General features: G+C 37.0%; 18 protein-coding genes. 8 read left to right on the plus strand and 10 right to left on the minus strand.

What is annotated here, in order from left to right; all coding sequences use genetic code 11:
• Positions 1-30: 30 nt before the first annotated feature.
• Positions 31-534, minus strand: a complete 504-nt coding sequence (locus GAB14E_RS01885; protein ID WP_033084316.1) for a DUF2919 family protein — start codon at positions 532-534, stop codon at positions 31-33.
• The gene (locus GAB14E_RS01880; RefSeq protein WP_033084317.1) at positions 524-1,246 is read right to left on the minus strand and encodes a DUF599 domain-containing protein; all 723 of its coding nucleotides are present in this window, start codon (positions 1,244-1,246) and stop codon (positions 524-526) included. The genes GAB14E_RS01885 and GAB14E_RS01880 overlap by 11 nt, the downstream gene beginning before the upstream one ends.
• A 250-nt stretch (positions 1,247-1,496) precedes the next feature.
• Here GAB14E_RS01880 and GAB14E_RS01875 point away from each other — a divergent pair, with 250 nt between their 5' ends.
• From GAB14E_RS01875 to GAB14E_RS01860, 4 genes are all read left to right on the plus strand, one after another.
• A complete protein-coding gene (locus tag GAB14E_RS01875; protein WP_033084318.1) occupies positions 1,497-1,928 on the plus strand; it encodes an META domain-containing protein in 432 nt (143 codons plus the stop codon).
• Between the two features lie 142 nt (positions 1,929-2,070).
• Entirely contained in the window at positions 2,071-3,051 is a 981-nt protein-coding gene (gene cysK / locus GAB14E_RS01870; RefSeq protein ID WP_033084319.1) for a cysteine synthase A, read from the plus strand.
• Positions 3,052-3,259: 208 nt separating this feature from the next.
• Positions 3,260-3,655: a hypothetical protein gene (locus GAB14E_RS01865; protein WP_231562121.1), complete on the plus strand. Its 396-nt coding sequence runs from the start codon at positions 3,260-3,262 to the stop codon at positions 3,653-3,655.
• 32 nt (positions 3,656-3,687) lie between these two features.
• Positions 3,688-3,897 carry a DUF1653 domain-containing protein gene (locus GAB14E_RS01860; RefSeq protein WP_033084321.1) on the plus strand — a complete coding sequence of 70 codons (210 nt, stop codon included), beginning with the start codon at positions 3,688-3,690 and terminating at the stop codon, positions 3,895-3,897.
• A gap of 41 nt (positions 3,898-3,938) precedes the next feature.
• Here GAB14E_RS01860 and GAB14E_RS01855 read toward each other — a convergent pair whose 3' ends face one another.
• Positions 3,939-4,208: an acylphosphatase gene (locus GAB14E_RS01855; RefSeq protein WP_033084322.1), complete on the minus strand. Its 270-nt coding sequence runs from the start codon at positions 4,206-4,208 to the stop codon at positions 3,939-3,941.
• A gap of 147 nt (positions 4,209-4,355) precedes the next feature.
• Between GAB14E_RS01855 and GAB14E_RS01850 the strand changes: the two genes are divergently transcribed.
• Positions 4,356-5,546, plus strand: a complete 1,191-nt coding sequence (locus GAB14E_RS01850) for a class I SAM-dependent methyltransferase (RefSeq protein WP_033084323.1) — start codon at positions 4,356-4,358, stop codon at positions 5,544-5,546.
• A 468-nt stretch (positions 5,547-6,014) separates the two neighbouring features.
• Positions 6,015-9,113, plus strand: coding sequence for a collagenase (locus tag GAB14E_RS01845; protein ID WP_033084324.1), 3,099 nt, complete (start codon positions 6,015-6,017; stop codon positions 9,111-9,113).
• 161 nt (positions 9,114-9,274) lie between these two features.
• On the opposite strand, the gene GAB14E_RS01840 is transcribed toward GAB14E_RS01845, so the two are convergent.
• From GAB14E_RS01840 to GAB14E_RS01830, 3 genes are all read right to left on the minus strand, one after another.
• Complete coding sequence (locus GAB14E_RS01840; protein ID WP_033084325.1) at positions 9,275-9,574, minus strand: PilZ domain-containing protein; 300 nt, start codon at positions 9,572-9,574, stop codon at positions 9,275-9,277.
• Between the two features lie 149 nt (positions 9,575-9,723).
• Positions 9,724-13,803 (minus strand): ATP-dependent RNA helicase HrpA, encoded by a 4,080-nt coding sequence (gene hrpA / locus GAB14E_RS01835; RefSeq protein ID WP_033084404.1) that lies wholly within the window; start codon positions 13,801-13,803, stop codon positions 9,724-9,726.
• Between the two features lie 250 nt (positions 13,804-14,053).
• Entirely contained in the window at positions 14,054-14,488 is a 435-nt protein-coding gene (locus tag GAB14E_RS01830; protein WP_033084326.1) for a CBS domain-containing protein, read from the minus strand.
• A 270-nt stretch (positions 14,489-14,758) separates the two neighbouring features.
• On the opposite strand from GAB14E_RS01830, the gene GAB14E_RS01825 reads away from it, so the two are divergent.
• Positions 14,759-15,079, plus strand: a complete 321-nt coding sequence (locus tag GAB14E_RS01825) for a hypothetical protein (protein ID WP_033084327.1) — start codon at positions 14,759-14,761, stop codon at positions 15,077-15,079.
• A gap of 41 nt (positions 15,080-15,120) precedes the next feature.
• Here the strand turns inward: GAB14E_RS01825 and GAB14E_RS01820 are convergent, their stop codons facing one another.
• The 4 genes from GAB14E_RS01820 to GAB14E_RS01810 form a co-directional block, all read right to left on the minus strand.
• Positions 15,121-15,324 (minus strand): hypothetical protein, encoded by a 204-nt coding sequence (locus GAB14E_RS01820; RefSeq protein WP_033084328.1) that lies wholly within the window; start codon positions 15,322-15,324, stop codon positions 15,121-15,123.
• Positions 15,325-15,597: 273 nt separating this feature from the next.
• Positions 15,598-16,470, minus strand: coding sequence for a DMT family transporter (locus GAB14E_RS01815; RefSeq protein ID WP_033084329.1), 873 nt, complete (start codon positions 16,468-16,470; stop codon positions 15,598-15,600).
• Positions 16,471-16,845: 375 nt separating this feature from the next.
• Complete coding sequence (locus tag GAB14E_RS24970) at positions 16,846-17,043, minus strand: hypothetical protein (RefSeq protein WP_156115799.1); 198 nt, start codon at positions 17,041-17,043, stop codon at positions 16,846-16,848.
• Between the two features lie 342 nt (positions 17,044-17,385).
• Positions 17,386-19,371 carry a collagenase gene (locus GAB14E_RS01810; RefSeq protein ID WP_033084330.1) on the minus strand — a complete coding sequence of 662 codons (1,986 nt, stop codon included), beginning with the start codon at positions 19,369-19,371 and terminating at the stop codon, positions 17,386-17,388.
• Between the two features lie 537 nt (positions 19,372-19,908).
• Between GAB14E_RS01810 and trxC the strand changes: the two genes are divergently transcribed.
• Complete coding sequence (trxC, locus tag GAB14E_RS01805) at positions 19,909-20,340, plus strand: thioredoxin TrxC (RefSeq protein ID WP_033084331.1); 432 nt, start codon at positions 19,909-19,911, stop codon at positions 20,338-20,340.
• The last annotated feature ends 11 nt before the right edge of the window (positions 20,341-20,351 follow it).

Raw genomic sequence — 20,351 nt, forward strand, 5'->3', positions numbered from 1 at the left:
ATTGACGACACAATTGCGCGTATTTGATAACTATTTTTCTGGTAACGTTTGAGGAAACTCACTTAAATTAATTTGCAAACGTTTACTGGTAAAGCATAAAATTATTAACGCAAAAACAATAGCCCCTTGGCAAACAAGCCAAGGTATCGATGATAGTTGCCAATAAAAAAAGCCAATGAGGTTGATGATAAAATCAAAAATTAACGCGCCCACTAAAAGTGTTCGGCAATAAGGCCAAAGCTGTTGTATCCATTTTGGCGCATCAGGCCTTCGTAAGCTAATAATTAGCACTACAAACAAACCAATAACACCCGATATTAAACTTAAAAAAAACAAGTTTGTCTCAGGATAAATCCATTGCATGGTGCCGACCCTATCTTTCATGTTCGTGACCGACATTAGCCAAACTAAATAGCCACGCAAAACAAACAGTAAAACAATATAAAATCGTTTTGATAACTTTAGGCAATCAAACTTATCAAAATCTTCGATGGAGTATTCTTGATACGTTTTAGGTGCTTGACTAGTGCTCATTTTTTAACTGGCGCTCATGATTTAAAAGGTTCTGAGCTGTTGTAATAGCTTTTACTGCTTTTGAATTAAACTCTCGTGTATATAAAGTATAAACGACCCATAAACTCATCAATACTAATAACAATGGATGAAAAAACCAACACATTGCCGCTATTGCAAAATAATATGACCTTAAACCATAGTTATAAGAATGCGCGGCCTGATCTTGCACTATCGCCATTTGCTTAGCATATGCCTTTAGGTTTTCATTGGTACCTGAAAGATCAATGGGTGCAGCGCCTATCATTACATTTAAAAACCCATACTGACGCATAGACCAAGTGAATTGAAAAAAGGAAATAACAAAAATAAAGGCTAATAAGCTGAGTTTAAGTTGTATAGCTAGGTGGTTAACATCGGTAGCAAATGGCAATGAGGCAATAACCACCTCTAATGTTGCTACTTTAGCGAATAAGGTAAAAATACCGGCAAGAATTAGCAAGGTACTCGAAGCAAAAAAAGCAATGTTACGCTCTAAATTAGCCAATAACGACGCTTCTGAAACTCTTATTTCGCGTGTTATTACCTCATACATCCAATGAATTCTGTGTTGATGTAAGGACCGAGCGATACAATCAGTTGTTTTAGCTTTTTTCCTTGCAAAGACGGTATACCCATACCAAGCGACAATGAAAATAGATAAAGCTAACATATCAACTAGGGCGAAGGGCAAAGTCAATTCCTTAATAGGTAGCGGGAAGATGAATAATTTGATTATACGCCAACAATTTTTATAGACCAACAACTTCATTTGTTTAGCGAAAGCACTTTCACTTTCGATTAGATATTTAATGCCTCAATGAATGTAAAAATGTATTAATAAAGTAAGCGCTTGAGTTCCATAGTTAATTGAATGACACTAAGATTAATATAACCTACCAGTTTGGGCATTTCAGCCGCCTGGAAAATATATAGAGATTTTTATGAATAACACTATAAATATTAAACGACTCACGTTGATTTTGGCACTATCAACACAACTGATAGCTTGTAATAGCTCCACCACTCTTCCTACCCCTGAAACATTATCCGGTAGTTGGCTTGTTCAATCGATTAAAAATAAACCGGTTATAAGTCAAAGTTCTGCTCGGTTAACATTTGATCAGAAAAATAAGTTAAGTGGCTCAGCATCTTGTAATAATATTTCGACCAGTTACAGCTTACAAAATAACTCGATAAGTATTGGTCCTATCGCTACCACTCGTAAAATGTGTTTGCCTGCATTAATGCAGCAAGAGTCTTTATTATTACAAGCACTGGGTAAGGTAAAACGCTTTCAATTGAATAATGACCAGCTGTCAATGTACGATCACCAAGGTAGTTTGCAAATTAAAGCGACAAAAACAAAACCATAACTCACATTTTGTAATATCAAAAAATGAGCTTTTTATATTTTTTTGATATATAGCAATATAAGTTATAACAAAATATCACTTCATTTTTTACCGCAACTAGCTACTCTTAGGCTGTTAAAGTAACTCATTCACAGGATCCAATATGTCTAAAATTTTCGAAGACAACACCACAACCATAGGTAATACGCCTCTGGTTAAACTAAACCGCGTGATTAATGCTGAAAATGGCGCAAATGTTTACGCCAAAATTGAAGCGAGAAACCCAAGTTTCAGCGTTAAATGTCGTATTGGCGCGAGTATGGTTTGGGATGCTGAAGAAAAAGGTTTATTAAGCCCAGGAAAAGAAATTGTCGAGCCTACCAGTGGTAATACCGGTATTGCCTTAGCATTTGTTGCTGCCGCACGCGGTTACGCCATAACTTTAACGATGCCAAGCACTATGAGCTTAGAGCGCCGTAAACTACTAACGGCTTTAGGTGCAAAAGTTGAATTAACTGACGGTGCCAAGGGCATGGGTGGCGCAATTGCTAAAGCCCAAGAGCTGAAAGATTCGGATCCAGATAAATATGTTTTATTAGGCCAGTTTGATAATCCCGCTAACCCGAAAATTCATGAAGAAACTACAGGGCCTGAAATCTGGAATGATACAGATGGTAATATAGACATTTTTGTTGCTGGTGTTGGCACTGGTGGTACGCTCACAGGTACTAGTCGCTATATAAAACTTACCAAAGGAAAAGCTATCACTACGGTAGCTGTAGAGCCGACTGACTCACCAGTAATTACTCAAGCACTTGCTGGTGAACCATTAACGCCAGGTCCTCACAAAATTCAAGGTATAGGTGCCGGCTTTATTCCAGGTAACTTAGATCTTGAAATGGTTGATGCCGTTGAACTTGTTTCAAATGATGATGCCTTTGCAATGACGCACCGTTTAATGAAAGAAGAAGGTATCCTTGCTGGTATTTCTTCTGGCGCAGCAGTTATTGCCGCCAAGCGTCTGGCAGAGCTTCCTGAGAACAAAGGTAAAAATATTGTTGTTATATTGCCAAGTTCAGCTGAGCGTTATTTATCTAGTGCATTATTTAGTGAGAGCTTTAGCGATAAAGAACTTGTTCAATAAAATATTACGAATTTAACTTCAGTTTTGATTAAAGGCACTTCGGTGCCTTTTTTGTTGATAAATCCCCCCCTAAAAAAGCGCTTAGATATTTCGCTTCGCTTTAGCAAACTAATTACGTTACTATTGCATTAACGTCTCATTTTTTGACTAAACTTCAATGCATTATTTAAAAATCGTTCTATTTTCATTGCTATCTTGTTCAGTTCTTTTGCTAGCAGCTTGCGGTGAAGATGACCCTAAAAAAATCACCACCGTTGATAACCCAGAAACAGTTGCTGTGGCTTTTTTTGATGCGCTTTATAATGAAAAAAATGTTGAGAAGGCGGCCTCTGTTTGTAACCCTAAACTAGCGCGTTTAATTCTTCATTACCGCTCTTCAGAAGCGGTTGCTCGTCACTTATTTAATATGTCGTACGACAAAGTTGAGATAAAACCCGATGGTGCTGGTGTGAAAATACGTGAACAATTTAAAGGTAGCGCTAATATAACTATCTACTTTGATGGTTATTATCAAGAGAACCGGATTAAAGAAGTTAAACGCCTAGCAATTATCCAACGTGATGGTAAGTGGTATATTGATAAAATACTAAAAGACCCATTTTAAAATTTCCCGTCAATGACCCCGAAGGTAAAACAATGATAAAAACAGGAACCTACCAGCATTTTAAAGGTAATTACTACCAAGTACTTTATATTGCAAGGCATAGTGAAACTGAAGAATATTTGGTTGTGTATCACCCTAAAGATAATGCAGAAGATATTTGGTTGCGCCCGCTAGCCATGTTTGATGAAACTATCGAACGAGAGGGGAAAACATTAAAGCGTTTCAGTTTTATTAAACCATAACGCCCTAACAGCGATAAAAAATAATTTAGAGCGATTGGTGACTACCCTATAGAGAAAAAGTTATGCTGTTGCCATGGCACTTGTTTATGCTGTATGTCGGTCACTTGTGCTTGCTCTGGCCCATGGGCAAGCCATACTAACATTTTGTTAATATTGTCTTGCTCACCACAAAGCAAGACTTCTACATCACCATCGGCTAAATTTCGAGCATAACCACTTAAGCTATATTCAATGGCTTGTTGTTGAGATGAAGCTCGAAAATACACCCCTTGTACCCTACCTGAAATATGCGCAATATAGCTAACATTCATAGATGTTTCTCTTGTTAAATCACTATTATTACCAGTAAAGTTTGCACCTTAGGCAGTCATTGTCTAAAATCGGCACAAATTTCTCTTTCAACGAATAAAGCCTCGTTTAATGCTTGGTATTTATTCATTAAAAATAAGTATAGACCTATGTCAGCAAGAATTTCTTTAAATGTTGGTCGTGAAAAATCTTTATTGCGTAAACACCCGTGGATTTTCTCGAAAGCTATAAATAAAATCAAAGGAAAACCAATGCTTGGGGATACTGTTGATGTATTCGATAGTAAAGGTAACTGGTTAGCCAAAGGAGCTTATTCACCTGAGTCTCAAATTAGAATTAGGGTGTGGAGCTTTGATGAAAACCAAGAAATTGATCATAATTTTTTCCTTAATAAGTTACAGAACGCACAAGTAAGGCGTGATTGGTTTATCGAACAAGGAAAATTAACAGGCTATCGATTAATTGCTGGTGAGTCTGATGGTTTACCCGGCGTTACTATTGATAAGTATGATAACTTTCTAGTTTGTCAATTACTTAGCGCTGGTGCAGACTTTCATCGTTACACGCTAGTGAGTTGTTTAAAGCAGCTTTACCCTGATTGTCATATTTATGAGCGCTCTGATGTTGATGTCCGCAAAAAAGAGGGCTTAGAGCCCGTAACCGGTTGGTTAACTGAGCCACAGGATTCTACCGAGTGTGTTATTGAAGAACACGGTATCAAAATTCATGTTGATGTCGCTACTGGCCACAAAACAGGTTTTTATCTCGATCAACGCGACTCTCGATTAACTGCAGGTAAATTTGCCAAAGATAAAACTATTCTAAATTGTTTTTCTTATACCAGTACTTTTGCACTACATTGCGCAGCAAATAATGCCAAAGAAGTGATTAATGTCGATGTATCGCAAGCAGCACTTGATATGGGGCAACGTAACCTTGAATTAAATGGTTTAACTGATGCTAATGTATCTTTTGTCAAAGAAGATGTTTTTAAACTATTAAGACGGTACCGTGAAGAAAAGCGCCGTTTTGATATGATTATCCTTGATCCGCCTAAATTTGTTGAATCAAAAGCACAACTAACCGGCGCTTGTCGTGGTTATAAAGACATCAACATGCTTGCCATGCAGTTATTGAACCCTGGTGGTCTTTTATTAACCTTTTCTTGCTCAGGCTTGATGGAAGCAAGCTTATTTCAAAAAGTGGTAGCCGATGCGGCTCTAGATGCTAAAAGAAAAGTCTATTTTGTTGAACGTTTACAACAGGCAGCAGATCATCCTATATCTTCAAATTATCCTGAAGGTTATTATTTAAAAGGTTTAGTTTGCCAAGTTGAATAATTGCTTTATTTTCAATAAAAAAAAGATGTAATTTGATGCGCCATGGATGGCCATTTAAATGACAAATATTTCGTTGCCTCGGACACATAAGATAGACAATTAATTTCACATTTATTTTAGTATTTCTATTCAAAAATCTTACCTTGCCTCTCTATCGAACAAATAAATTACTTTTTTTTAATTTATTTCACCTTAAAAAACATCATTAACCAATATGCACTTAACACTAGCTTTACATTTAATTAACATAAAACAATCAATTAGTTAAAATTAAATCAAACATAAAAACAACCTTACCTGCTTTAATTTCACCCGTTATTTGTTCGTATTTTGATCTAAATAACGATTGTATACGATATAAAGTATATGGTAGGTTTTATTTGCTATACGGATGTGGCTGATTTTCATAAAGGAATTCATGCTCTAAGGAAGAATATAAAAATACTAAAAATATAAAGGAAGATAGATATGAAGCTTAATAAGATCTTTATTGCTAGCTGTACTTTGCTAACAATAGCCTCAGCACAGGCTGCACATATTCCGCAAGCCCCACAACAAGCACCTCAACAATCAAAGGTGCAAGCTGTTGACCTACACAATGGCCATGCAAATAAAAACACGCAAGATATTAAGGCACCAACTCCTCGAAGAGAAATACAGGAAACCACTAAATCGTTAGCAAGTTTGAATTCAAAGTCAGTCCAACCCATGTCGTTACAAGTCTCAGCATCCGCTAGTTGTAATGTTAATGCCTTTGCTACTTCAAACTCTTCAACCTTGATTAATGAAATTAAAACTCAAGGTCCTAATTGTGTTAACGAATTGTTTAATGCTTCAACTAGCATTCAAAGTAGCGCATATAGTTCAGACAACATGTATGCTGTTGCTAATCATGTAAAAAACTTATCTCAATCTTATGCCGGTGGCGGTGATGTTAATATTGAAGCGATGTTTTTATATTTACGCGCTGGCTATTATGTAGAGTTTTACAATAATAGCGTCAGCTTTATTTCTTGGGTAAAACCCTCAGTTAAAGGCGCCATTGATGCCTTTGTTAACAATGCCAATTTTTATCAAGATAACGATGGCCATGGTAAAACCTTATCTGAAGTTATCATCACTATGGATAGCTCTGAACAACAAGACATATATTTACCCGTTGTTAAAGAGTGGTTAAACCGCTGGAATCAAAGCTACGCTAATAAATGGAATATGCGCAGTGCCGTTAATGGTATTTTCACTATTTTATTTCGCGGACAATACAATACTAACTTTAAAAACTTAGTAAACACCGATACCACGTTAATAAGTCGCTTAAATAATTTTACTCAGCAAAACTGGATGATTAACAGTGAGTCTGAATATCTTATTGCTAATGCGGCTCGTGAGTTAGGTCGAATGAAAATGTATGGCACTGCCATTCAGTCTACGGTTGATTCAGGCCTAAATAGCATTTTCTCCAATTATGTTATGTTTGGTAATGGCGACGCTGTCTGGTTAGGCGCTGCTGATACGGCCACTTACTACGGTAAATGTAATGACTACGGTATTTGTGGTTATGAAACACAACTAGAAACACAAGCATTAGCGCAAACTTATACTTGTAGCTCCACACTTAAAATCCGTTCACAAAACCTAACCTCTGCACAGCAATCATCCGCTTGTTCAACATTAGGTGCTGAGGAAAGCTATTTTCATAACAAAACACAATCTGGCAATGTGCCAATTCCTGGTGATACCAACAATCAATTGCAAATTAATATTTTCGACAGCAGTAATGATTATGGTAAATATGCCGGTCCTATCTTTGATATAAACACCAATAATGGCGGTATGTATTTAGAAGGCGACCCATCAGTTGCTGGAAACATACCTAATTTTGTTGCTTATGAGGCTTCTTATGCTGAAGCTCCGCATTATGTTTGGAACTTAGAACATGAATACGTACATTACCTAGATGGTCGCTTTGATTTATTTGGTAACTTTAATACACCAACAGAAAAAGTTGTTTGGTGGGCTGAAGGTGTTGCCGAATACGTTGCTAATGAAAATAATAACCCATCGGCAATTGATACCATTCATGATGGATCTACTTATACTTTAAGCACTATTTTTGAAACCACTTATGATGGTTTTGATCAAGATAGAATTTACCAATGGGGTTACCTAGCAGTTCGCTTTATGTTTGAAAACCACTTTAACGAAGTTAAAGCAATGATAGGGGAAACTCGTGCTGGCAACTGGACAGCCTATAAAACACGTTTAAATTCTTGGGTAAATAATTACAGCAACGAATTTACCACTTGGACACAAACCGTTAAAAGTGACGGTAGCACTACGCCAAATAATGCCGCCCCGTCAGCCAACGCAAATGGACCATATGCGGGTCAAGCCGGTGAAGTTATTAACTTTACTAGTAATGGCTCAGTAGATTCTGACGGCTCTATTGTTAGTTATAGTTGGAACTTTGGTGACGGTACAACAGGCACTGGTGCTAACGCTAGCCACAGTTACGCAAATGCGAATAATTATACTGCAACATTAACTGTTACAGATGATCAAGGTGCAATGGGTAGCTCAACCGCAGCAGTAACGATATCCTCAGGCGCCAGTCTAGAAATTGTTAATGGTGGTTCAAAGTCAGGCTTATCAGCAAGTACCAATCAAACCACTGATAGCTACTTTATTAATGTTCCTGTTGGCGCAACAAACTTAGTGGTAAATATTAGTGGCGGTAGCGGCGACGCTGACTTATTCATTAAACAAGGTACTGCTCCTTCTTCTAGTAGCTACGATTGCCGTCCTTATCAATCAGGTAATAGTGAAACTTGTACCGTTTCAAGTCCAACTGCTGGCCTTTGGTATATGAATGTTAATGCCTATAGTGCCTTTGCCAATGTTACCCTCACAGCAAGTTTTGATGAAGGTCAAGGCACACCCAATGTAGCACCTGTTGTTCATATTAATGGTCCATATACCGCTGATGAAGGTGTATCAGTAAGCTTTAGTAGTGCTGGCAGTTACGATTCGGATGGTTCAATTGCTACATATAATTGGAACTTTGGTGATGGCACAAGCAGCTCTTCAGCAAACCCAAGCCATATCTATTCTTCAGCAAATAATTATACAGTAACCTTGAGCATTACTGATAATCAAGGCTTAACAGAAACTGCAACTACAATGGCTGATATAAGTGCAACAACAATTCCTGGTGGCAATGTTCCGGATATGTGTGCCATACAAGGCTCACAATCTAGTGGTCAAGTAGCTGATGGAGAAGCCATTTGTCTTGGAAATGTAAGTACTAGTTGGTTAAGCGTTGCTGATGTAAGTGGCCATAGCAGTATAGCTATCACTACAGGTAACGGTACCGGTAATTTGAATATAGAATTTAGCAATACGGGCTGGCCAAATGGTTCAAATCATAATGGAACTTCATATAATGCAGGAAATAGTGAGTGTATTTACTTAACTAATCTATCAGAGTATTGGGGATACATTAAAGTAACGGGTGATAGTAATAATGCATCATTAGTTATTGATTTTGACACTAATGCTTGCCGTTAACACTTTCAATGAAGCTTAGCATTCAAAATTAGACATGTTAACCCCGTGACAGCTAGCGATTTGAAAGTGAGAGCTGTGACTGAATACAACGGGGAAGGTAAAAACTAAAAAGCCAGATTAACTCTGGCTTTTTCTATCATTTCAAAGCAAATAATATAGAGCTAATCTATTTCTTCAATGGCAATACCGATAAGATAACAATTGACGTTTTCTTCTTCAATGCGAACTACACGTCCACGGATATCAAGCGTTTGTACCTGACTACTCGCTGAGTCGACTTTTATCCTCACATGAGTAGAAATCGCTAAAGGATGTTCCATTTCAAACGCCATGCCTGTAGCACTCAAGTCCCGACAAGTAGCAGTCAGTTGACTATTTACTTCATCATCTATAACGGTAACAGTCACTTCACTGTTTAACATCATGCGGTAAAAATCACGTTTATCATCAAAACCGTTCATTCGCTCTCCAAAGCAGACTATTTACGACGCTATTATTTATACTGAGCAAAACCATAAGTGTCAACTAGTGCTCATAAATAATTCAAATTTTTATTGAACAGTTAAGCAATATTATGGTTTAGATGTCGATAATCGCTTAAACATATTACTTAAGCATAGGCTTTTAAATGATTTAAAATTCGTTTTACCGATATAGGTGCTGCAGTACCTAAATTTTGTGCAAATAAAGAAATCCGAAGCTCTTCAATTAACCAACGAGTTGCAAGTAAGTCATTTTCAATGGGCTTATCTTTTCGCTGTTTCTTTATAATGCTCTGGAAAACGTCATTTACTTTATTCACTTCAATCAGTTTTAACCTGTCTTGATTAGGGTCAATGGGCAGTTTTTCTAATCGACGTAACATGCCTTGTAAATAGCGAGTAATATCATCTAATTTAGTTAAACCTGAATAGCTTACAAAACCTTTGAACACTAACTGCTGGCATTGTTGCTTGATATCACCATGGGATTGGATGACATTTAACGGTACGCTACCTTTCATTTTTTTAGTGACTTCATGACGTAAACTTAAGGTGCGTTCAACTTTAATGGCTGCTGCTAAAACACAGTCTGCAATTTCAGCGCGCACATAATCACAACATAGAGAAAATTGTGCTTGCTCTCGTGGTAATTGTCCATCGTTTTGCTGCGATGAAAACTGCTGTACCAAAGACAAACAGGCACCTTGGATACAGTCCTGTAACAGATCGTTGATTGAGCCAAATGGGTTAAAATATAAACCAAGTTTGGCCTTATTAGGTAATTTTTCCTGTAAATACTTTAGTGGTGTAGGGATATTCAGCAAAATGAGTCGGCTGATACCTTTGAGCATAGCTTCTTGGGCATGTTGCTCTTGCTCAAATAACTCAATGGCAACACTGCTTTTATGGTCAACTAACGCCGGAAATGCCTTAATGGTTATATTAGCAACTTTCTTTTCATAACCTACAGGCAATTTTCCAAAATTCCATTGAGTTAAATCTACTTGTTCTATCCCCTTTTCTGCCACCTTTTTTATCGATGCTTTCACTTTTCCTTGCAAATCAGCTTTAAGATCGTTTAGATCTCGACCTTGCTTTAATAACTTACCTTTGTCATCCACCACTTGAAAATTCATGGTTAAATGTACCGGCAGTGAAATATCTTGCCAAGCCTCTTCAGGTAAACGCACACCCGTCATACGTAATAGTTGTTTCGCCAGTGCCGCTTGTAAATGGCCCTCATCACTTGGCATTGCTGCTAAACAAGCCTGTGCGTAATTAGGTGCCGGCACGAAGTTACGTCTTAAAGTTTTAGGAAGGGCTTTAATTAAAGCGATAGCAAGCTCTTCACGCAATGCAGGAATTAACCAGTCAAAACCAATATCATGTACCTGATTTAATAAGGCAATAGGTACAATAATGCTTATGCCATCATCAACATCCCCTGGGCTAAAATGATATTTTAGCGGTAAAGTTATAGCATCTTGTTGCCAAAAATCAGGATATTCCTTAGTACTTAATTTATTGGATGATTCATTCAATAAAAAAGCTTCACTAAAGTCTAATAATTGACCGTCGTCTTGTTTAGCTTTTTTCCACCAAGCGAGAAAACTTCGCTGACAGATAATGGTTTCAGGTAATTTATCACTGTAAAAATCAACCAACTGTTGTTCGTCAATCAAAAAGTCTTTGCGGCGTGCTTTTTGCTCTAACGCTTCAATGCTTGCTACCAATTGTTGATTTTTACTTAAGAATTTTTCTTTAATAACACAATCACCATTAACCAGCGCTTCGCGAATAAATATCTCACGACAAGTAGCGGGTTCAATGGTATTAAAATTAATTTTACGTTTACTGACAATACTTAAGCCATATAAGGTGACTTGCTCAAAGGCCATCACCGCACCTTGCTTTTTCTCCCAGTGCGGCTCACTGTAATTACGTTTAACAAGGTGTTGTGCCAGCGGCTCAAGCCATAGAGGGTCAATTTTAGCGTTCATACGAGCAAATAACCGGCTAGTTTCCACTAATTCTGCCGACATCAGCCACTTTGGTGATTTTTTGGTTAACGCTGAGCCAGGGAAAATAAAGAATTTCATACCGCGAGCACCTTTATACTCGCGGTTTTCATCTTGCTGTCCAATATGGCTAAGCAAACCTGATAATAAGGCTTGATGTACTGGTGTTAATGCCGAGTCCTGTTCACTTTCTTTAGCCTTGCCCTCTGCTTCGTTAGCTTGTTGAGAACTTGGTATTGAGAAGCGGTAATTAACCGAGCTTAACTGTATGTTTTGCTCTTTTAGTGTTAGCTTTAATTGACTAAAAATATCCTGCCATTCACGTAAACGCACATAGGATAGGAACTCACGCTGACATAATTTCCTGAAATGGTTTTGCGTTAAATCTTTTTTCTGCTCATTAATATACTGCCAAAGATTTAGTAAACTTATGAAATCAGAACTCTTGTTTTTAAAACGATTATGCTTTTCATCACTAAGTTGCTGCTTTTCATGGGGCCTTTCACGCGGGTCTTGAATGCTTAAAGCACTAACAATAATAAGTATTTGCTCAATACAACCAAACTCAATGGCAGAGATAACCATCTTAGCTAAACGGGGATCTATGGGGAATTTTGCTAATAAACGGCCTGACTTAGTCAACTGTGTCGTTGTTGGTTTTAGCGCACCTTTCGAAAATTTAGTTTTACTCGATGAATTAACTTTGTCTGGCTTCCCGGGACTTTCAATCGCAGCAATTTCTTCTAATAAACGGACGCCATCGCTAATATTACGATTATCTGGCGCTTCAACAAATGGGAAGTCAGCAATATCACCTAAATCAAGGGCATGCATTTGCAATATTACTGTGGCCAAATTAGTACGTAGAATTTCAGGATCAGTAAACTCAGCGCGACTGTTGTAATCATCTTCTGAATATAAACGAATACAAATACCTTCAGAAACACGGCCACAGCGGCCGGAGCGTTGATTAGCACTTGCCTGTGATACAGCTTCAATAGGTAAACGTTGTACTTTAGTACGATAACTGTAACGAGAAATCCGCGCTGTACCTGGGTCAATAACATACTTAATACCAGGGACAGTTAAAGACGTTTCGGCGACATTGGTCGCTAAGACAATATTTCGACCACTATGGGGTTTAAATATTTGGTTTTGCTCGCTGACAGTTAAACGTGCATACAGTGGTAAAACATGAGTATGTCTTAAATTGGCTTTGTTGAGCGCAGCGGCTGTGTCGCGTATTTCACGCTCACCATTGAGGAAAACAAGAATGTCACCTTGCCCACAATCACTAAGCTCATCAACTGCCGACAAAATACCACTAATAACATCAACCTCTTGAGGTGATTGCTCGTCATCGTCACTGACTACCCGATCATTTAATGGTCGATAGCGCATTTCAACAGGGAAAGTCCTACCTGATACTTCAATAATTGGCGCTGACCCCCCTGTTTTGCTGGAAAAATGCTGAGCAAAACGTTCTGGGTCAATGGTCGCTGAGGTGATTATTAACTTAAGATCAGGGCGTTTAGCCAGAACTTGTTTTAAATAACCTAAGATAAAATCGATATTTAAACTGCGTTCATGGGCTTCATCGATAATGATAGTATCGTATTGACGTAATAATCTATCTCTTTGCATTTCCGCCAGCAAAATACCGTCAGTCATTAATTTAATATAACTGCGGTCACTGACTTGATCATTAAAACGAACTTTATAACCTACCTGATCGCCAAGCGTTGTTCCTAACTCTTCAGCAATACGATTAGCAACGGTTCTTGCCGCAATTCGCCTAGGTTGGGTATGACCAATTAGACCATCCACGCCTCGGCCAAGTTCAAGACAAATTTTCGGGATTTGGGTAGTTTTCCCTGAGCCTGTTTCACCAGCAATAATGACGACTTGATTATCTTGAATAGCTTTGGAGATTTGCTCGGCATTATCTGAAATGGGTAAACCATCTGGATAGGTTATTTTTGGCAGGTTTCTAATTTTTTGTTGTTTATCATTGATTGATTTAAGGATATGTTGTTGTAACTGCTCAACCAATTTAATTTGTTTTATTGATAATAGCAAAGCCGCTATTTCAGTTGATGATTGTTGCCCAGCCTCTTTAACTATTGATTTTTTAAGATTTACTAACCTCTTTTTAAAGCGAAAAGCATCACAATTTTTCGCTTGCGGCATTAGCTCAAAAAGGTTTTGTAAATGGGAAAACGAAGTAATAACAGGCTCAATTGAAACAGACAAAGCAAACTCGGATAGGAAATCAAAAAAGTTATTTTAACAGTAAAATATCGTAATTACAGCGAGTAATAGCAAACGCATTAATTTATTGTTCTGCTTAGCGCTACGTTGGCAAGATTAAAACAAGCAAAAGAAGCTTTACAGCTCCTTTTAAAAAAAGACTACTTATTATAGGTGAGCACCTTAGCTATCAAACTGCCGCGTGCTCTTTCTCTATAGAGGCTCTTGCCTTTCCGTGTTTATAACAAGCTTGTAAAACTTCATTTCGAGAGATAGTGCCAAGTAAATTACCATCATCATCAATTACTGGATAAACTTTAGGTTTATCCTTTATCATGGTTTGGCCTAACTCAATAATACTGTCATAAGGTTTCACTGACAGCACTTTTTTGTTCATAATATCTTTAATAATCGCGACATTTTCATTGAAATAAATGGTTTCTAACATTTTCTCTAAAACATCACCTTCTGAAATAAAGCCAAGCACTTTATAGTTTTGATCTATCACTGGCCCACCAATCTGCTTGGTTTTTAAAAAGCGTAATGACGCCTCCTCCACAGACATACTTTCGGTAAAAGTGACTGGGTAATGATTCATATATTCTTGTATTTTTAGACTCTGCATATGATATTCCTTTTTAACCCCTGACTAAATTGTTATTTAGTTCTTTTATTATTATAAAAACACGAATGATATTATTAATAACTGTAGGTAAGCCTTTGCCAAAAAACCACTTTTTGACTGTCTTTATTGAGAGTTTATAACAAATATATTGAAAATTTATTAATAGACTTAGACACTGTAATGAACAACAATCACTAAAGTGTTAATAGTTATAACAAACGGATTACTTATTTATTTTTGTCCGATTGCTATTTTTACAAGGAATTAAATATGCCCGCTAATTTTTTATCAATTACGACCCTAACCTGTTTTGTATTCATAGTAACCAACAGCATAACGTCCGTGGCTTTTGCACATCAAAATGAACAAAAAAAGTTAGATAAAGCTTGTGAAGCAGCAAGAAAAATTGCGTTAAAACCCAGAAGAAGTGAAATCTTTCAAGAATGTCGGCAAAAATTCAAAAAAAGTGAATCGGTCTGCCACAATGAAGCGAAAGCATATAATGGCAACCGCATAAATGGCGCACCAATGTTCTATGAACTGCCCGCTTGTGAGAAAGCTTTTGCATTTAGGAAAAAGAACACCGAATAATAAGCCTGCCTTTTACAAGGGGCTTGTTTAAATAACTTTAGTTAAGCGGTTATATCCACTGAACGACCTTTTCTATCATCTGGGTCATTTCGGCTTGGCTCAACAGAGCTACTTTCTTGATCTTGGCGATTAACCTCTTGTTGTTGCTCTTTTACCCTTTGCTCGTCTTGCTGAGCCGCTACTTGTTGACGCTGTTGTTGCAATACTTTTGCTACAGAGCCTCCGCCATCAACTGAAGAAACCATTTCAACCTCCTAACACAATGCAAACTAGCAAAAAACAATTAGCTAATAGTGCTGCTTAATACCTCTTATAATTATAGCAGTGTATTTGAACAAGCTAACATCTCTGCAAATTTAGCCACGCTTAACGTATTCGTTATTACTTTGCTATTGCTCAGGTATGGGCAGTAATACTGAATTAGTAATTAGCAGAGCATAAAAACACATCAAAGCTTGCTGCTTTTTAGCAAATAAGAAAGCAGCACACCTACAATTAGAGACAAGAGCAACACCGTGCTATTTCTTTAGGTTTTGCTTCTCCTTACTATTAGACAAACCTCCAACGCCAATAAGATTACCAATAAGCATTAATGCCCCACCAATTAGTAAAGGCAATTCAAATGATTCATTATAAAAGCCCACCCCAACCAATGCGATAAGTGGCAACCTGAAAAAATCCAAAGTAATAATGGTAGTAATTTCAGCATATTGCATTGTTTTAGCTAAACAAAAATGTGCGAATAATGCGCTAAGGCCAATAACTACAAGCCAGAGCCACTGTTCTCCTTTCGGCCAAAGCCAATTTGACCATGATAATAATAAGCCAATGGGTAGTTGAATAACGCACATGTAGAGTAAAATAGTTAAGGGTGACTCTGTTTTTGCTAAATACTTTGTTGTGCTATGTGAGATGGCAAAACAAACTGCAGAGCCCAACACTACCATAGCGGCAAAATCAATTAAGGCATATCCAGGTTGAACAATCGCTATCACGCCTAGAGTACCCAAAAAAATCGCTATCAGTTTATTTACGGTAACTTTTTCATTAAGAAAAATACTGGCAATTAACATCGTCCAAATAGGTACTGTGAACTCTAAAGCAAATACTTCCGCCAACGGCAACAAGCCAATACCAAAAAACCAGCCGTATTGAGCAAGAAAATGAGATACATTGCGAAATAAGTGAAGTTTGAATACGTTAAGCGCTGGCTTAGGCTTTATTTTTAAAGACTGAACTTTAAAAAATCGTGCACGGATAAAGTACACCACAGATAAAAATACCAGTCCAATTGCACTACGAATGGCTAAAGACTGGCTGATACTAAGCACACCGCTGAGCTCCCGTGCGCCAATGGCGAGAATGCAAAAAGAAGCCAGTGCACCTGACATCCATAATAAAAGCGAAATAATAGTTATCCCTTAAGTTTTGCAAATATGAGTGATTCAAACAGAACGTAATAAATTGTAAGCGTATTTATTTAATATATACAATCTGTTATGGTTTAAAAAGTATAATTTACTGGTTGAACACTCTTTGAATTGGATATATTAGCATTGCAAACCTCAATTAGGTTCAAATCATATTCATCAATGGGTCATAACCCATTGTTCACAAATAAAGGGGGACTTTATCATAGGAAATACCTAGATAAAGCCAAGCCATTTTATTTGAAAGTATTCTATTTAAACGATTTTTATTTAAAATAACGTTCTACTTCAAAGATCTTTATTTTAAAGCTCTTTACTTTAAAGTAAGTCAAATACCTAGTTATAACCCAATACATACATAGCATTATCTTCCTGCTCACCAAATTGCTCAGTTAGTAGGGCTAAATTTTGCTCGTGGTTTTGTTCAACGACATCAATACAGTGATCTGTTATCTGGTTATTACTCTTGTATAAAGACAGTAACTCTGCCGGCATTATCATTCGCCTATTGCTGAAATTAGAATTGTTACTCATATGACTACCCTCACTTAGTAAATGGCTCTACCTACTTTTAAGCTTACTCCTGTAGTAATGCATCATCGATGCCAACAGAAGGTTATTGATATACCATTGAAAAATATTAAGCTATTTTAATGACGTTAGAATTTAGCTAGGATGTTTGCATTTTGCAAAAAGAATTCATAGCAAAATAGGACGGAAAGTTACGCCGTTTCAGCGGTAGTTGCTAGATGTAAATGTAGTCAGTAAATTATATTTTATGCTAGCTAGTGTACTCAAAAAATAAAAACGCTTTAGTTGATACTACTCAAAGTGAGATCAGCTAAAGCGTTACATTTTCTAGTTATAGACAGCTAATTATTTTTTATTTGACTCATTAGCGATTTTTTCTTCTGCCGCTTTTAAAGCGTTTTCATGCCAATACTGCCAGTGCATATGTAACTTATCTTCAGTTAAATGTGATGGCTGTAAATAGTCTTTGTAGGTATAACGATAAAATTGACGTGGCTTTTGCGGATTACTATCTTCGGCTTCAGCAACAAAACTGTTGTTATGTTCTACCAACCACTGATTAAATTCATCATTAAATTTTTCACCTGATTCGTCCAATAATTTTTTATAGCCGGCAAAAAAATCTGTTTGTAAGTAATGAGCCATTTTTCTATATTCATCTTGATGATGTTCATTCATAAAACGCACTGCTAGATAACCCCAGCGATAAACTCTGTCAGTACCGTCTTTATATTCAGTATTGAATACATCAGATAGACTTGGCCAATCTTTTGCTTTAGTTTCATTGACCAGCTTAAAGGCCCTTGGGTTATCATCTTCATTAGCCACGTATTCTGCTAGACCTTCAGACCACCACACCATATGACTTGGAAAGTGATTAAAAGTATCATATTTAACGAAACGGCCATCTAAGTAATGAACAAATTCATGATTTAAGTTCCAAACAGCAAATTCAGGTCTTACCCAAAAATGCTCAAATGAATAGAAAGTGGCAATATTATCGGGGTCTTGAGTGGTACCCTCTATGTACATACCGCCATTATCGGTATTAATATCAAAAACTAATTGTCCATATTTATTATATTCAGCATGATTATCGAAAATAACTACACGTAATTTATCATTAAAATCATTTGCTACCGGCTGATTATTCGTTGCTAAGATGTCATGAAAGTTACTTTCTTGAGAGATGAGTTGCTGACAAGAATCATTTAATTGTGCTTTTGTCATCGCTTGCGTCAGAATATATATTCTGTCAGAGCACTCATGATTTATCGGCAGGGCTTGCGCTATTGTTGGTGTTATACAGCGCCCTGCTAAGGTGCCCTCTTCGCATTCTGACTTTCCGCGAAAGGTATTCACTACATAGGGAATACTAAAAAGCGTTTTATTTTGTTCATTCGAAACTTGTTTATGGGTAGTTAATGCAGCCCATACATTATTATCTAGCGCATCCATTTTCTCTTCAACGTTAAGTGATAATTTATCATCATCTAAAAGTTTCTGATCATCGCTTGAGCGTTCATAGTATTCATTCCAATAGTCTTTAGTATACAAGTTATAATATTGTGCTAACGCCCATAACGCATTTTGTTTAGGCCAGTCATCGCCAACTAGAGAATTATTTTTAGCCGTAATGAATTGTATTAACGCCTGTTGTAACTCACCTTCGCCGTGAACTGCCTTAGTAAAAACCTCTTCATTTTTTCTTCTTGCCTCATAGGGCAAAATGGCGCCCGCACGTAATATTTCCCAAAGCGCATAATCTACTGCCTTATCATTTACACTACTGGTTAAATCAGCATTAGCATAAAGGGTAATTAACTGGCTTAACGGTTTAACTTGATCAGTAGTAAACGGTTGTAATGGCGCTAAGAAATACAACCGATATAAAGCAACTGCGTAGTTTTCATGTAAACGTGCGGTAGTTGAATTAACGTCAAAAAATCCAGTCATATTGTGCAAGTTAATTAATGCGCTATTAACGGATTTTGCTGTTTGCTCTGGCCAGTCTTTATCAGCACCAAAACTACTATAAACTCTAAGATAAAAGGTAAGCTTTTCTAAATTATCGCTCGCTAAGTCACCTTTTAATGCTTCAACTGAAATTGCATCAGCAACGGCTTTAAGCATACCTTCTTGGTAATGGTTGAAGTCTTGGCTCCACAACTGGTCAATATCGGTCGCTAATATTTGCGCCACGATAGGGTCAACCTGACTCATTGAAATGCTTTGATTTGAGGTATTAACATCACCACTGACGTTATTGCTACAAGCTGAAATAACCGAAGAGATAGCAATGGCCGCAATTGACATCGATAATTTATTCATAAAGGTTTCTTTATTGTTATATTGAGTGAAAACATTATTGCATACAATATACCAACAGTGTACTGACTATTTAAGTAAGTTGTAACTAACTATGTAACCTAAACCCTGGGTAACGAGTGCCTTATATTTCAATAAAAACAATAACTTACAGCTATTAATAATATAATTTACCGAATTAAATAGCGATATACGCTATCAATGTTTCAATTTATTCGATTATCAAGGCAAAAAGTTTATGAATAACGGGGGATTTATCGACGTTTTAACGCTGATAATTTGATAAAGGGGAATATTGAGCAAATGCTACTTATCCAGAGTTCAGGTTATGAAGATACAAATAGCGTTAATACAAATGGTTTTCTACATTCATTAACTTATTGACTGACTTAATGACTGAGTGAGTGGATAGATAGGTGGCTCAATAAGTGACTAAATGCCCTCTTGCAGAGCCCTTAATGTAAATAGCTATTAACTGTTCAATATTATTGGGGTAAAATCAGCCAACTTAAAAATATATAACACGTTTAATTGAATCTTATGAACATAGTCTGTGGCAACTGCTTTACTACCAATCGTATCCCTGATGATAAAGACTACACCAAAGGAAAGTGTGGTAAATGTCAGCAAGGCGTTTATTCGCCTAAACCGGTGGAGCTCACAAGTAATACTTTTTATGCCTTTGTTGAGCGTAATGACTTACCGGTAATCGTTGATTTCTGGGCTAGTTGGTGCGGCCCATGTCAAAGTATGGCACCTATCTATAACAAAGTAGCCATAGCTTCTCCTTCATTATTATTTGCTAAAATTAACACTGAAAAAGTTCAACAAATTTTCACGGAGGCTAACATTCGTAGTTTACCTACTTTAGTTTTTTTTCACCAAGGTGAAGAGCTTGATAGAATTTCTGGTGGTTTGAATGAAATGCAAATGAAACAATGGATAGTTCAGTGTCTACAGAAGGTAAGCTAAATAGGAGTGAT

Origin of the sequence: Colwellia psychrerythraea, from assembly GCF_000764185.1 — a bacterium.
Taxonomy (GTDB): domain Bacteria; phylum Pseudomonadota; class Gammaproteobacteria; order Enterobacterales; family Alteromonadaceae; genus Colwellia; species Colwellia psychrerythraea_B.